Annotated in this window: 8 protein-coding genes; 4 read left to right on the top strand and 4 right to left on the bottom strand. The window is 57.6% G+C overall.

The features are described from left to right. Positions 1-142: 142 nt before the first annotated feature. The 4 genes from ABD890_RS18455 (at position 143) to ABD890_RS18440 (ending at position 8,741) form a co-directional block, all read left to right on the top strand. A complete protein-coding gene (locus ABD890_RS18455) occupies positions 143-2,983 on the top strand; it encodes a DNA translocase FtsK (protein ID WP_345093161.1) in 2,841 nt (946 codons plus the stop codon). Positions 2,984-3,313: 330 nt separating this feature from the next. After that, positions 3,314-4,936 (top strand): citramalate synthase, encoded by a 1,623-nt coding sequence (gene cimA, locus ABD890_RS18450; protein WP_345093159.1) that lies wholly within the window; start codon positions 3,314-3,316, stop codon positions 4,934-4,936. Positions 4,937-5,031: 95 nt separating this feature from the next. Beyond that, complete coding sequence (locus ABD890_RS18445) at positions 5,032-8,190, top strand: valine--tRNA ligase (RefSeq protein WP_345095044.1); 3,159 nt, start codon at positions 5,032-5,034, stop codon at positions 8,188-8,190. Between the two features lie 149 nt (positions 8,191-8,339). Continuing rightward, positions 8,340-8,741 (top strand): bifunctional nuclease family protein, encoded by a 402-nt coding sequence (locus tag ABD890_RS18440; protein WP_345093156.1) that lies wholly within the window; start codon positions 8,340-8,342, stop codon positions 8,739-8,741. Between the two features lie 79 nt (positions 8,742-8,820). Here the strand turns inward: ABD890_RS18440 and ABD890_RS18435 are convergent, their stop codons facing one another. The 4 genes from ABD890_RS18435 to ABD890_RS18420 form a co-directional block, all read right to left on the bottom strand. Beyond that, a complete protein-coding gene (locus ABD890_RS18435; RefSeq protein ID WP_345093154.1) occupies positions 8,821-10,602 on the bottom strand; it encodes an aspartate kinase in 1,782 nt (593 codons plus the stop codon). A gap of 71 nt (positions 10,603-10,673) precedes the next feature. Beyond that, positions 10,674-11,876, bottom strand: a complete 1,203-nt coding sequence (locus ABD890_RS18430) for a cofactor-independent phosphoglycerate mutase (protein WP_345093151.1) — start codon at positions 11,874-11,876, stop codon at positions 10,674-10,676. Positions 11,877-12,037: 161 nt separating this feature from the next. Beyond that, positions 12,038-13,345, bottom strand: coding sequence for a homoserine dehydrogenase (locus ABD890_RS18425; RefSeq protein WP_345093148.1), 1,308 nt, complete (start codon positions 13,343-13,345; stop codon positions 12,038-12,040). A 220-nt stretch (positions 13,346-13,565) separates the two neighbouring features. Next, positions 13,566-14,753 carry a glycine C-acetyltransferase gene (locus ABD890_RS18420; RefSeq protein WP_345093145.1) on the bottom strand — a complete coding sequence of 396 codons (1,188 nt, stop codon included), beginning with the start codon at positions 14,751-14,753 and terminating at the stop codon, positions 13,566-13,568. Positions 14,754-14,821 lie beyond the last annotated feature (68 nt).

Genomic DNA, 14,821 nt, shown 5'->3' with positions numbered 1-14,821 from the left:
ACTGGCGAATCGCGCCGGTGCGAGGAAATCGCATTACGGCTTGATCGCTAGCAGAGCCGAAGGAGGAAAGTGGAGCGTCAGGTCCCAGTCACCCGTCTGGGGGCAGCCTCGCTCATACTCCCCGTTTTCCCAGCAGCGTCGAATGTTCGAAGAGCGAAGCATCCAGCGAGATATGATCGCGATTGGATTGTCTGCCCTGACAATCTTCTTGGCGCTATCGCTGTTGTCGTATCGTGCCGATGACGCCATTGGCGAGCTTCCGCCACCATTCAGTAATATCTATCAGCCCGATCAGGTCAGCTTTCCCCAGCCGAACCAGGTCCATAACCTGTGCGGTGGCATGGGAGCCCTGGTCTCCGACTTCCTGTTGGTGACTCTCGGTATCGGAGCCTACTTTGCCGTATTCAGCCTGGGCACGCTCGACTTCTTCCTGTTGATGCGGAAGGAAATTACCTCGCCCGGTGCCCGATTGATCGGCTGGCTGGTGACCCTGACCGGTATTACGACGCTTGTCACCATCGTCGCTCCGGGGGCATCGCCAGGCCCGATCAGCAGTTCTGGCGGACGACTTGGCCTGGTGGGGCAACAGTTCCTCAGTGAACACTTCGCCACGACCGGCTCGATCATCTTGTGTCTGGCCGCGACTGCGTGTGGGTTACTGCTTTGCACCGAGTACGAACTGGTTCGCCTGACGGTCTGGGGCCTGGTGAAGGCGAAAGAAAAGACCCAGGCCGGTGCCGCAGCCTGGAAGACTCGCCGCGAACGCCTTGCCGAAGAACGCCGCGCGAAGCTCCGGGCCGAGTTTGGCTTAGATGGTGAAGACGGAGAAGTCGCGAACGAGGATGAGTACGACGAAAAGGGCGTACGCATCAAGATTGGCGGTCGCCAGATCAAGACTGACGTCGACGAAGAGATTCCGTTCGAAGATGGCGAAGAGGTCTTCGAGGAAGAAGCCGCCAGCGGTGACGAGGAAGTCGAAGAGGAAGAAGAGCTCGAAGAAGAAGAGGAAATCGACGAAGAAGTCGAAGAAGAACTGGGAGAGGAAGAAGTCGAAGACGAAGTTCCGATTACCCGTGTCGACAAGCCAGAGCCTGCGCCGCTGGCGGTAAAGAACCGCAACAGCAAGAAGCCGCAGGACGACGCTCGCAAGCATGTCATGAGCGAGCTCGACAGTGCCGCCAATGGTCTGGAAAACCCGAAAAACTACGAACTGCCTCCGATCGAGCTGCTGATCGAGAGCGACGACTTCTCGTTCGATGAACAGGAACGCGAAGTCCGCAAGAAGGCAAAGACCCTCGAAAAGACCTTCCTGAACTTCGGGTTCAATGTGAAGGTGGTCGAAATCGAAACGGGCCCGGTTATCGCTCAGTACGAAGTCGAACTGGAAGCAGGCCTTCGTTTGTCGAAGATCACCGGTCTGGCCGACGACCTGGCGATTGCCCTCCGCGTGCCAAGTGTGCGTATTGTCGCCCCGATCCCTGGCAAGAACACCGTCGGTATCGAAGTACCCAACGACGAACGCCAGATGGTTCGCCTGCGCGAAGTGATGGAAGAAGCGAGCGGCCGCATCAACAAGATGAAGGTGCCGATCTTCCTTGGGAAAGACGTCTCGGGGAACTCGCTGGCGGTTGACCTGGCGGCCATGCCTCACCTTCTAATCGCCGGTCGAACGGGTACCGGTAAGTCGGTCTGTTTGAACGCGCTGATCACGTCGATCTTAATGACGCGTCGACCCGACGAAGTCCGCATGCTGATGATCGACCCGAAGATGGTCGAATTGAGCTGCTACCGCACACTGCCGCACTTGATGCATCCGGTCGTGACCGACATGAAGAAGGCCGAAGCGATCCTGGCTTGGGCCGTCGATAAGATGGAAGAGCGTTACCAGTTGCTGGCCGAAGTGGGCGTACGTCACTTGAGTGCGTTCAATTCTCTCGGCAAAGAAGCAATCTGGGACAAGCTGGGACTGGAAGACGAAGGGGAGCGGAACAACGCCGTCACGAACCTGCCTTACATCGTGATCGTGGCGGATGAAATCGCCGACATGATGATGACCGCCGGGAAGGAAGTCGAACAGCACATCATTCGTTTGGCTCAGAAGTCACGAGCGGTCGGTATCCACCTGATCCTCGCCACGCAGAAGCCAACGGTCGACGTTATCACCGGTCTGATCAAGTCGAACTTGCCAGCTCGTATTTCGTTCCAGGTCGCTAGCCGTACCGACAGCCGCGTCGTTCTCGACGAAATGGGTGCCGACAAGCTGCTGGGTAACGGTGACATGCTGTTCCTATGGCCAGGTACCAGTACGCTGATGCGTGGTCAGGGTACCTACCTCTCTGACGAAGAGATCAACCGCGTAGTCGAGTTCGTCAGCACCGGCGAGCAAGACTTCGTCAAAGAACTGGTTCAGCTGAAGGTCGAAGATGGCGCCACCGCCGACCCTGCCAAGATGAAGAAGCGGGACGAGCTGTACGAAGCGGCCGTCGACGTGATTGTTGCCGAGCAGCGCGGCAGTGTGTCGCTGCTGCAGCGAGCCTTAGGCGTGGGATATGGCCGCGGTGCCCGACTGATCGACTTCATGGCGGAAGATGGCATCGTGGGACCTTACAACGGTTCACAGGCCCGCGAAGTGATCATTACCCCGGAAGACTGGGAATTGATGAAGTCGGGACAGGCCGCTCCGACCGAACCGGAACTGGAGATCGAAGAGGCCCCAGCCCCAAAAGCGAAACGCTCGAACAAAATCCGACCTCATGTTGTCGAAGATGAGGAAGAAGAAGAGGAAATCGACGAAGAGGTCGAAGACGAGCTCGAAGAAGAAGAGTACGAAACCGAGGAAGACGCCGAGGCGGAAGACGAGGAATACGAGTACGAAGAAGAGGAAGAGGCTGAGTACGAAGAGGAAGAAGGGGAATACGAGGAAGAAGAGTACGAGGAGTCCGACGAAGACGACGAGGAAGAGTACTACGAAGAGAGTGCCTAGCCGCTAGCTGCCAGGGGAGGCCGCCTGTTTCAGGCTTCTTCGACAATTTCCCCTGACAGGTGTCCTAACTTGACAGTTCTTATTACCACACCTAAACTTACGGCTTAAATACACCTAGAAAATGCCCCTCGCGTTTACCATGTTGCAGCCCATCATCCAGATCACTGTGATTACCATTGTGGGAGAACCCACCATTTCGGCGTAGGGACTGCGAACACGAAAGATTCAAAGGTAAGCCCTGACGCCACAAAGGTTTCAGGGCTTTTTTGTTGAACCGACCTGACCCGGATTAGTTCCCCCTCGGGTCGTGAAAAGTATGCGGATCGCCCCATGAAGAAGATCGAGATTTACGACACGACCTTGCGTGACGGTGCCCAGGGAGAAGGCGTCAGCTTCTCGTTGCAGGACAAGCTCGCAATCACCGAACGTCTGGATGAAATTGGGGTCGACTACATCGAAGGGGGCTACCCTGCTTCCAACGAGAAAGATTCGGAGTACTTCCGCCGCGTTCAAGAAATGGACCTGAAGAATATCAAGGTCTGTGCCTTTGGAATGACGCGCCGCAAAGGGATGACCGCGGACGAAGATCCTGGCATGAACGCGCTGCTTGACTCAGGAGCCCCCGTGGTCACGATCGTCGGTAAGACCCACGATTTCCACGTGACCGACGTGCTGCGGGTCAGCCTGGAAGAGAACCTGGCGATGATCGCGGACTCGATCGGCATCATGGTCGAAAAGGGCCGCGAAGCAATCTATGACGCCGAGCACTTCTTCGATGGCTGGAAAGCCAACCCCGATTACGCTGCTCAAACGATCCGAACCGCGGCCAAAGCGGGGGCCCGGATGGTAGTGCTGTGCGATACCAACGGCGGCAGCTTGCCGGAAGAGATCGCTTCGCTGACCCGAGCCGCGATCGAAGCTCTAGAGCCATTCGGTGTCCCTGTCGGCATTCATACCCATAACGATGGCGATCTGGCAGTGGCCAATGCGCTGTCGGCCGTGGACGCAGGTGCCCAGCAGATTCAAGGCACAATCAACGGCTTTGGCGAACGTTGTGGCAATGCCGACCTGATCTCGTGCGTGGCAAACCTGGCCCTGAAAAAGAAGGGTTACGAGGTTCTCGGTGGGGACGGCCTCAATCACCTGACGGAGCTTTCGCGGTTCGTTTACGACACGGCCAACGTCAATCGCCGCAACAATCAGGCCTTCGTTGGTCAAAGTGCCTTCGCCCACAAAGGTGGAATGCACGTGCATGCGGTCAATCGTGCGTCGTCCAGCTACGAACACATCTCGCCAGAGCTGGTCGGCAACGAACGTCGCGTACTGGTGAGCGAACTGTCGGGACGATCGAACATCATGGCATTAACCACCAAGATGAACATCGAGCAAGACCGCAAGGTGATGGACGAAATCCTGGCCCGCGTGGTCGATCTCGAGAACAAAGGCTTCCAGTTCGAGGCCGCCGAGGCTTCCTTTGAACTGCTGGTCCGCAAGACCCTGGGAACCTTCACCCCGCACTTTAAGACGATGAAGTATCATGTCGAGGTCGAAGACTTCGTCCACCAGCAAGATATGGAATTGACCACCGAAGCAACGATCAAGCTGCAGGTCGGCGATCAATTGCGGCACGAAGTGGGCGAAGGGGACGGCCCGATCGATGCCCTTAGTACGGCTCTCCGCAAGGCACTGGACGGGGTATTCCCGAACCTGAAGCGGATGAAACTGGTCGACTATAAGGTTCGCGTGGTGAATAGCGAAGCGGGAACCGCCGCTCGAACCCGCGTGCAGATCGAATGCAGCGACGAAAGTGACGTCTGGGGTACCATTGGCGTCAGCGAAAACGTCATTCAGGCCAGTTGGAATGCACTGGTCGATGCCGTTGAATACAAACTTCACAAGGACGAAGCTGCCAGCAAGCAGGGGACGCCTGACGAGGTCGCCGCCGCGAATTAGAAGTCAAAAAGCGGGTGAGGGACTGGGCAAGGACTCCGCTTGCTGGATACTGGATTGTAGACCTGAACATCTTTTTCAAATCATAGCGAGTCATACTGGTGGCGTTTTCCGCTCAGGACATTCCCAATCGTTTCGATTTTTCGATCTCGCCCAAGATATACGAGTACTGGGAATCGCAGGGATTTTTTCACAGCGAACCAGATCCCAGTCGCGAGCCGTTCACGATTGTCATTCCACCACCGAATGTGACTGGTGCCCTCCATTTGGGGCACGCGTTGAACAATACGCTGCAAGACGTTCTGATTCGCTACAAGCGGCTGAAGGGCTTCAACACCCTGTGGATCCCGGGCACGGACCATGCCGGGATCGCCACCCAGGCCGTCGTGGAACGCCGAATCTTCGAGCAGGAAAAGAAGAGCCGTCACGATCTGGGCCGCGAAGAGCTGGTCAAGCGAATCTGGGACTGGAAAGATCAGTACGAAGCTCGCATTTTGGGCCAGCTCAAGCGACTTGGCAGTAGCTGCGACTGGGATCGCACCCGCTTCACGCTCGACGAAACGTGTGCCCGCGCGGTGCGTCGGACCTTCTTCGATCTGTTCGCCAAGAAGTGGATTTACAAAGGCAAGCGTCTGGTCAACTGGGATACATTCCTGCAGACCGCGGTCAGCGACGACGAAGTCTTCCACGAAACGACCGACGGTAACTTCTGGCACTTCAAATACCCGGTTATCGATCCGAAGCCAGGCGAACCGAAGTATGTGACCATCGCCACCACGCGTCCGGAAACGATGCTGGGCGATACGGCCGTCGCGGTTCACCCTGATCCGGAAAAGGCCCTCAACACGATCGAAGCCGAGCTGAAAGAGAAGCTCAAGGAAGCCCCAGGCAAAGAAAAGGCGGGCATCCAGACCCAGATCGAAGAGATCCAAGCGCGTCGCGAGTCGATGCTGCCACAGCTGATCAAGCTGCGTGACATGGCTCTTGAAGGCCGCAAGCTGATGCTGCCGCTGGTCGATCGCGAAATCCCACTGGTTGCCGATCAGTGGGCCAAGCCAGAACTCGGTTCCGGCTGCGTGAAGATCACTCCGGCGCACGACCCGAACGACTACGAAGTGGGGCGTCGCCAGGATCTGCCGATGATCAACATCTTGAATCCCGACGGCACGATGAACGAGGCGACCGGGGAATACATCGGCCTGACGATTCCTCAGGCCCGTAAGATGGTGATCGAAGATCTCGAGAAGTTGAATCTGCTCGACAAGATCGAAGACCGCAAGATCGAGCTCGCCTACTCCGACCGTAGCAAAACGCCGATCGAGCCTTACCTGGCCGACCAGTGGTTCATCAAGATGGACGAACTGGCCCAGAGCGCGATGGACGCCGTCAAAGATGGCCGCGTGAAGATCTTCCCATCCCGCTATGCCAACGGCTACATCGACTGGCTCAGCGAAAAGCGTGATTGGCCTGTCAGCCGCCAGTTGTGGTGGGGCCACCAGATTCCGATCTGGTCGCAGGAATGTGCCTACAAAGAAGACCACGACAAGATGGTCGCCAAGCTCGAATCGGATCCCGATATCAAGAGCGGCAAGGTCAAGTTCCAGGTCGAACGGGACGAAGAACTGGAAGCGGCCGAAAAGATCGGCACCATTCAGGGTGCTGCTCGCGTCACGATGCCTTACAGCCAGATTCACGTCTGCATCGCCGAAGAAGATGCGGCCCTGGCAACTCGCTATGAAGCGATGGGCTTCGTGCGGGAAGAAGATGTGCTCGATACCTGGTTCAGTTCGGCTCTGTGGCCGCACTCGACATTGGGCTGGCCGAACAAGACGCCAGAGCTGGAATACTATTACCCAACCAGCACGCTGATCACCAGCCGCGACATTATCACCCTGTGGGTGGCTCGTATGGTGCTGGCCGGTATCAACAACATGGGCGAGATCCCGTTCCGCGAAGTGTTCATTCACCCGACCATTCTCGATGGTCTAGGCGAACGCATGAGCAAATCGAAGGGGAATGGCGTCGATCCTCTGGACGTGATCGAGAAGTTCGGTGCCGACTCGTTGCGATTCGGTCTCGCCTATCTGACCACCGAAACGCAAGACGTCCGCATGCCGGTGCAGTTCGAGTGCCCGCACTGCCAGTTCCTCATCGATCAAACGAAGAAGAACCGTCAGCAGCCGCGCATCGAGTGCAAGAAGTGTGGCAAGCCGTTCAGCACCCAGTGGGCTGAAAGTGCCGAAGATAAGGCACTGCCGCGCGGAGCAATCGTCAGCGAACGCTTCGAGCTGGGGCGTAACTTCTGCAACAAGCTGTGGAACGCCGCTCGGTTCACGATGATGAACCTGGAAGGCTTCGAGCCTGGCACGGTTTCGGCGGACGAACTGCAGTTGGAAGATCGCTGGATCTTGTCCCGACTGTACACGGTCACGCAGGAAGTGAGCCGCTGTTACGAAAGCTACGGCTACGCCGACGCGGCCCGCGCGACGTACGACTTCGCCTGGGACGAGTTCTGCAGCTTCTATGTCGAGATGCTGAAGGAACGCTTTCAGGACGAGAAGCAGCGTCCGGTCGCTCAGCGCGTGATCACGTACGTGCTCGACTGCATGTTGCGGCTGCTGCACCCGATCATTCCGTTTATCACCGAAGAGATCTGGCAAACCCTGGGCAAGATCGCCCCGACGCGTGGTCTTGAGTCGCTGACCGACGCGACCGAGAGCATCATGTTGTCGACCTGGCCAGAAATCGACAGCAAGTGGGAAGACCAGTCGATCGAGCGTCAGTTCGCCGTGTTCGAGGAAACACTGGGAAGTCTTCGCGAAATCCGCAGCCGGCAGAACATCGCGCCGAAAGACACGATTGAGTTCGTCATTCGTTGCGACGAGCCAACCGCCAAGCTGTTGGAAACAATGTCGCCGTACTTCCTCTCGATGGCCAACGCCAAGAGCAGCGGTTTGGGCCAGAAGGTGGAAGTGCCAGAAACCAACGCGACGTTGACGGTCGGCAGCATGGAGATCTTCGTTGACCTGAAGGACTTCATCGACGTCGAAGCCGAAATCGACCGTAACGAGAAGCAACTGTCCAAGTTGCAGCAATTGGTGGTGAGCAAGGAAAAGAAGCTGGGGAACGAAAGTTTCGTCAGCCGAGCTCCTGCCGATATCGTGGCTCGCGAACGGGAAAGCCTGGATCAGGCCAAGCAGGAACTGGAACGCACCGAGGCCGCTTTGGCTCGTCTGCGGGAATCGGCCGCTAAATAGGCCGCTTCTAGCGATTTCGACAAGGAGCGACCCGTTCGCCCTTGTCTCGCTGGGGACAGTTCCATGCCGAAGGACTGTTCCCACAGCTTTTCCCAGGGATATAATCGAGTCAGTTGAACGAGAATCACTGTGGAAGACTGATCACCCTCATGCCAATCCAAATGGAGCTCTCGCGGATCATCATCAGCGAGATAAACGACCAGCAGGTTATCTATCTGAAAGAAGTCGACGGAGATCGCCAATTTCCGATCATGATTGGCATTTTCGAGGCGACGAGCATTCATCGTCGCGTGAAGGACTTCATCCCGCCTCGACCGCTGACGCATGATTTGATCGTCAGTATCGTGGAGCGTTTGGGAGGCGAACTCGACAGCGTGGTGGTCACCGATCTGAAGGAAGGGACCTATTACGCCAATCTGCGCGTGAAGGTCGATGGCGAACTGGTCTCGATCGATGCCCGGCCTTCGGACGCGATTGCCGTGGCGGTCACCAGTCAGCCGCACCTGCCGATCTATGTGGAAGAACACGTGCTGGAAGAGTCGGAAGTCTAGGCTTTCCGATCGGTCATCCCCCAAGAAAAGGCCACCCGCAGGTGGCCTTCTTCGTTGATTCGAGAAATCGCCCGATCGATTAGGTATCGATCAGAACGTCTTTGAACGCTTCTTCCAGCGCCTTCAGGCCTGGCTCGCCTTCGTGCTCGTCAACGATCACGTTGACGCGAACTTCCGAAGTGCTGAGCAGATCGACATTGATGCCGGCACTGCTCAAAGCCTTGAACATGCGGACGCCGACACCGGTGTGGCTACGCAAGCCAATCCCGCTGACCGATAGCTTGGCTGCTTCGCGGTTGCCTTGGACTTCGCCGTCCCCCATTTCCTGCACGACTTCTTCCAGGGCAGCGTAAGCCTTTTCGTAGTCGGACGCTGGGCAGGTAAAACTGACGTTGGCACTTCCATCGCGACCGACGTTCTGAATGATCACGTCGATGTTGATCCCCTTCGACGCGACCGCTTCGAAAATCTGGGCGGCAATGCCAGGGCGATCGGGCACACGGCGAACGGCCAGCAGGGCCTGGCTGCGATCGAGTTGGATATCGTCGATCGCCAGGTCTTCCATCTCACGCAGACGCTGCACGACGACGGCCGGATCGGTCACGTCGCGAACGCGAACGGCACTCACTTCCAGCGGCGAGTCTTCTGGCGTTACATCAAGCTCGAAGCCGTTGTGGACGATCTGCAGAGCCTTCTGGGCATCGGACTGGGCGACCAGGACCGAGATCTTGATTTCCGAGGTCGAGATGGCCTGGATGTTGATGCCTTCGCTTGAAAGAACGCGGAACATCTTGTCGGCCACGCCTGGGACGTTCGCCATTTGGAGGCCGACGACCGAGACTTTCGAGACATGCTCGTCGTAGGTGACGTTCTCTGGGCGAAGCAGTTCTGCAGCCTGTTTGACGGCGTCGAGCGTGACCTTCAGTTCGTTCTTGGGAACCGTGAAGGAGATGTTCGCCTTGCCGTCCGAGCTGATGTTCTGGACGATCATGTCGACCGAAATCGCCTTCGCGGCAATTCGGCGGAATAGTTCCAGCGAGACGCCTGGTTCGTCCGGAATGCCTTCCAGCGTGATCCGGGCCTCGTTCTTGGTGATCGCGGCGCCGCTGACAGGACGGGTCTTCGATTCCGGGTCCTGAACGATCAACGTGCCAGGGATATCAGTGAAGCTGCTTCGCACATGGATCGGCACGCCGAACTTCTTGGCGAACTCGATCGAACGGCTGTGCATCACGCCGGCACCCAGGCTCGCCAGTTCCAGCATTTCGTCGTAAGCAATTTGTGGAACGCGACGGGCTTCTGGCAAAACGCGTGGATCGGTCGTGTAGACTCCATCAACATCGGTATAGATTTCACACGCGTCGGCATCCAGCACGGCGGCCAAAGCCACAGCGGTCGTGTCGCTACCACCACGACCGAGGGTCGTGATGTTGTAGTTCTCGTCGATCCCCTGAAAACCGGCAGCGATCACGATGTTGCCTTCGTCAAGCAACTCTTTGACGCGCGAAGTTTCGATCGAACGGATACGAGCTTTCGTGTGGGTGCTGTCGGTGCGGATACCGATCTGGGCACCGGTCAAACTGACCGCTTTCGAGCCGAGGGCGTCGATCGCCATCGCCATCAAGGCGACGCTGACCTGTTCGCCAGTCGACAGTAACATGTCCATTTCGCGGGCAGGTGGATTGTCGCTCACTTGCTGCGCGAGATCGACCAGCACGTCGGTATTCTTACCCATCGCACTGACGACCATCACCACCTGGTGACCTTCACGCTGCGCGCGAATCGCTTTTCGCGCGGCGGCAACAATCTTCTCGCAATCAGCGACGCTGGTTCCCCCGAACTTTTGAACAATCAATGACATGGAATGGTGTCATCCGTAATAAGGTAACACTGGGCAAAGAGACTGGCCGGGCAACCGCCGCGGCCTCAAAATTACACGCCGAGGAAGTGAGGCATCATCTTCCAACCTTCGTCGAAGCTTAGCGGCGAAGCGTCGGCGTTGCGCTCGTTGTAGGTTTCAAACGAGTCTGCTTCGATGTCACTGCCACACATGGCAAGTGGCACGAAGCCGTGGCTGTGGGTCTTGGTACGGCAGAAGGTCGGGTGATCGGGCAGCACGATCAAGCGATATTCGCCATGCTTCTTCAGGGCTTCATGCAGTGGGCCGACGATCTTTCCGTCGATCGCTTCCAGGGCCTTGATCTTTTCTTCGACGCTACCTTCATGCGAGGCTTCGTCGGTGGCTTCGACATGCACACAGATCACGTCGGTCGAATCCAGTGCGTCGATGGCGTATTGGCCCTTTGCAGCATAGTCGGTGTCGAGGTAGCCGGTCGCACCTGGGACTTCGATGCGATCCCACCCGATCAGCGCGGCCAAGCCTCGCAGCAAGTCGACGGCGGTGATCATCTTGCCGGTTTTGCCATACAGGTCCGCAAACGGCGTCAGGGCAGGGCGACGACCCAGACCCCATAGCCAGACGTTGGTCGCTGGCGGCTTGCCTTCGGCGATGCGCTTTTGATTGACCGGATGGTTGGCGAACAGCTCGACGCTGCGGCTCATCATGTCGGCAAGCCAGTCGCTGCCCAGGCCGCGCGGATAGCTGTCGGCAACCGACTTGTCGCTCAGGTCGTGCGGAGGCGTGGTGCGGGTATCCATCGTAAACGGAGCCGGACGCCCTTCACCACGATAGATCAGCAGGTTTCGGTAGCTGACGCCAGGATGGAACTCGACCCCTTCGCCGGCCAGTTCCTGCTGAGCGGACTCGAGCAGTGCCGTAGCTTCTTCGGTCGAGATTTGTCCCGCCGTGAAGCTCTTCATGATCTGGTCTTGGATCGTCACCAGGTTGCAGCGGACCGCCCAGTCGTCGGCACCAAGTTGAATGCCTTGGGCGGCGGCTTCCAGCGGAGCGCGGCCGGTAAAGTATTCCAGCGGGCTGTAACCGAGAAGGCTGAGGTTGGCTACGTCGCTTCCGGCCGGCAGATGGCTCGGAACGTTGTCCGCACGGCCAACAACGCCAGCTTTCGCGACGGCGTCCATGTTCGGGATGTTGGCGGCTTCCAGTGGGGTCTTCCCACCGAGCGATTCTTGCGGTTCATCAGCGCAGCCGTCGGGAATGACAATCGCGTATTTCATAGTTCCCGAATCTCCTTCGTGAAAACCGACGTAAATGGGATGTAGGCAGAGTGAACTTGCCGACGCGAATCTCCGTGGCATTTCGCGCCGGTGGGGCTTTGGATGGAGAAACAGTCGCCGCAGAGCAAATCCGTTTCTCAGGTTCAGCCAAGGCCGCGTGCTTAGTCTTGGACCAGCATCTTGCGGGCACCCGGTTTGACCGAAGGCATTTTCGCGATGATTTCCAACGCTTTGCCTGCCTGGCCCTGGGTTGCCACGTGGGTCATGATGACCAGCGGAACGTACGTTTTGGTGTCGCCGTCGAGATGTTCTGGCTCGTGCTGAATGACCGAGGCGATCGAGATTCCCTGGTCTCCCAGAACTCGAGCGATGTCGGCGAGCACGCCTGGCTGGTCTTCGACGCTGAAACGGAAGTAGTGGCGGCCGCGGATCTTGTCCGACGTGCAGACCTGAATATCGCTGTGCGTTTCGGTGAACAGCTTCAGCGTGCGGAAGGTCAACGCGGTGCGCCCGACCGCCATGTCGATCATGTCGGCGGCCACCGACGATGCGGTTGGCTTCTGCCCGGCACCTTGGCCATGGAAGAAGAGCGGACCGACCTGGTCGCCAACAACGCTGATGGCATTGAACGGGCCACGAACTTCTGCCAAAGGTTCCCCTTCGCGGATCAGCGTCGGAGAAACATGGACTTCCAGGCCATCGTCGCTTAGCTGGGCCGAGGCCAGCAGTTTGATGCGGTAGCCCAGCTCTTTTGCAAAGCGAATGTCGACTGGCTGAAGTTTGTCGATCCCTTCGCGAGGGATGCTCTTCCAGTCGATCTTCACGCCAAACGCGATGTGCGCCAGGATCGCCAACTTCTGAGCGGCATCGGTGCCGTCGACGTCCATCGTTGGGTCAGCTTCGGCATAGCCAAGTCGCTGGGCTTCTTTGACGGCCCACTTATAGCTTGCCTCTTGTTCTTCCATCGCCGAAGCAATGAAGTTCGAGGTGCCGTTCAGGATGCCGCTGAGAGAGGTGATCCGATTAGCAGTCAGACACTGGCTGAGATTGGTAATGATCGGAATCCCACCAGCCACTGCCGCGTCGAAAGCGATGCAGCGGCCCAGTTCGCGAGCCCGAGCGAACAACTCGGCACCATGTTCCGCAATCAGCGCTTTATTGGCAGTGACAATATCTTTGCCACTTTCCAGCAGCTTCAGCATGATGGTGCGGGCCGGTTCGATACCCCCAATCAGCTGCGCGACGACCTTAATATCTGGGTCGTTGGTGACTTCGTTCAGGTCGTCCGTCAGCACGCCTTCGGGCAATTCGCAATCGCGAGCCCGGCTCAGATCGCGGACGACTGCTTTCTCTAACCACAGCGTGGTTCCGGCGTTACGCGCGGTACGATCACCGTGATCAAGCAGGATTTTGGCGACGCCGGCTCCGACGGTTCCTACGCCGACAATGGCGACCTTCGTTTTGTGCATGGGTACGAACGAACGGTAGGAGGATGAACTAATTCGATGGTGAAAGGGATCATCCTAGGTTGCCGTGGGGCGAGTAGTCAACTGGGCTAAAGTTGTTGCCCGCTAAGAGGTTGGGCGACGAACTACGCGATTTAGCGCAGAGTAGAGGCCCGGGCAAACCGCCGGGTCGTCGTGGCCAGGAGAAGCACACTCTCCTGACCACTCGCACCATTAATATCTGTTACAGGCCCAGTTCCGCTTTGACGGCGGCGAACTGTTCCACGGCAAATTTTAGCTCTTCCAGGGAATGACCAGCCGAGACCTGGGTTCGGATTCGAGCCTTACCCTGAGGCACCACTGGGTAGGAGAACCCAATCACGTAGACACCCCGTTTGAGCAAACGTTCAGAGAAATCGGCGGCCACTTTGGCGTCGTAGAACATCACCGGCACAATGGGGTGTTCGCCTGGCAGCACATCGAGCCCCAATTTAGCGATCTCTTCCCGGAAGAACTTAGTGTTCGTCTCCAACTTGTCACGCAGAGCGGTCGAAGCTTGGATCAGTTCCAGGGCCTTCAGCGAGCCTGCCACGATTGGCGGGGCCAAGGTGTTCGAGAAGAGGTAAGGTCGCGATCGCTGACGCAGCAGGTCGATGATTTCTTTTCGGCCGCTGGTGTAACCACCTGAGGCACCACCCAGCGCCTTGCCAAGGGTACCGGTGATGATGTCGATGCGATCGATCACGTCGTGATGCTCGTGCGTGCCACGGCCATGCTTGCCCATGAAGCCGACTGCGTGCGAGTCGTCGACCATGACCATCGCGCCGTATTTGTCGGCCAGATCGCAAAGGTCCGGAAGATTGCAGATGTAGCCGTCCATGCTGAAGACGCCATCCGTGGCAATCAATTTAACGCGAGCATCCGATGCTTCCTTCAGCTTGGCTTCCAGGTCGCTCATATCGTTGTTTTTGTAACGGAACCGCTTCGCCTTACAGAGACGAACGCCATCGATGATGCTGGCGTGGTTCAACTCGTCCGAGATGATGGCATCTTCCGGGCCGAGGATCGTCTCGAACAAGCCGCCGTTGGCGTCGAAGCAAGACGAATAGAGGATGGTGTCTTCCATCCCCAGAAACTTGGTCAGTTCGTTTTCCAGCGACTGGTGCGCTTGCTGCGTGCCGCAAATGAAGCGAACCGACGACAGACCGTAGCCCCAGCGTTCCAGTCCTTCTTTAGCGGCGGCGATAATCTCGGCATTGTCCGACAGGCCGAGATAGTTGTTCGCGCACATGTTCAGCACCGATTGCTGCTGCGGCAGGTCGATCTTCGACTTCTGCGGCGACAGGATCGTTCGCTCGTTCTTGTACAGGCCTGCCTCTTGGATCTCGCTCAAGATGCCGGCGTAACGCGATTGAATGTCAGAATTCCACATGGTTGTCTTCGCTCCTCATCGTGTCGTGTCCCCAAGTCCTCAGGCCAAAGAAGTGCGCTGAGGACCGG

This window comes from Bremerella cremea (assembly GCF_039541315.1).
GTDB classification, from domain to species: domain Bacteria; phylum Planctomycetota; class Planctomycetia; order Pirellulales; family Pirellulaceae; genus Bremerella; species Bremerella cremea.
Note: the sequence above shows the minus strand (reverse complement) of the source record. Positions and strands in the feature narration are given on the sequence as shown.

What these genes read in the sequence shown, in the direction of transcription:
- ABD890_RS18455 (WP_345093161.1), top strand. Translation starts at nt 143, where the DNA reads ATGTTCGAAGAGCGAAGCATCCAGCGAGATATGATCGCGATTGGATTG.
- cimA (WP_345093159.1), top strand. Translation starts at nt 3,314, where the DNA reads ATGAAGAAGATCGAGATTTACGACACGACCTTGCGTGACGGTGCCCAG.
- ABD890_RS18440 (WP_345093156.1), top strand. Translation starts at nt 8,340, where the DNA reads ATGCCAATCCAAATGGAGCTCTCGCGGATCATCATCAGCGAGATAAAC.
- ABD890_RS18435 (WP_345093154.1), bottom strand. Translation starts at nt 10,602, where the DNA reads ATGTCATTGATTGTTCAAAAGTTCGGGGGAACCAGCGTCGCTGATTGC.
- ABD890_RS18430 (WP_345093151.1), bottom strand. Translation starts at nt 11,876, where the DNA reads ATGAAATACGCGATTGTCATTCCCGACGGCTGCGCTGATGAACCGCAA.
- ABD890_RS18425 (WP_345093148.1), bottom strand. Translation starts at nt 13,345, where the DNA reads ATGCACAAAACGAAGGTCGCCATTGTCGGCGTAGGAACCGTCGGAGCC.
- ABD890_RS18420 (WP_345093145.1), bottom strand. Translation starts at nt 14,753, where the DNA reads ATGTGGAATTCTGACATTCAATCGCGTTACGCCGGCATCTTGAGCGAG.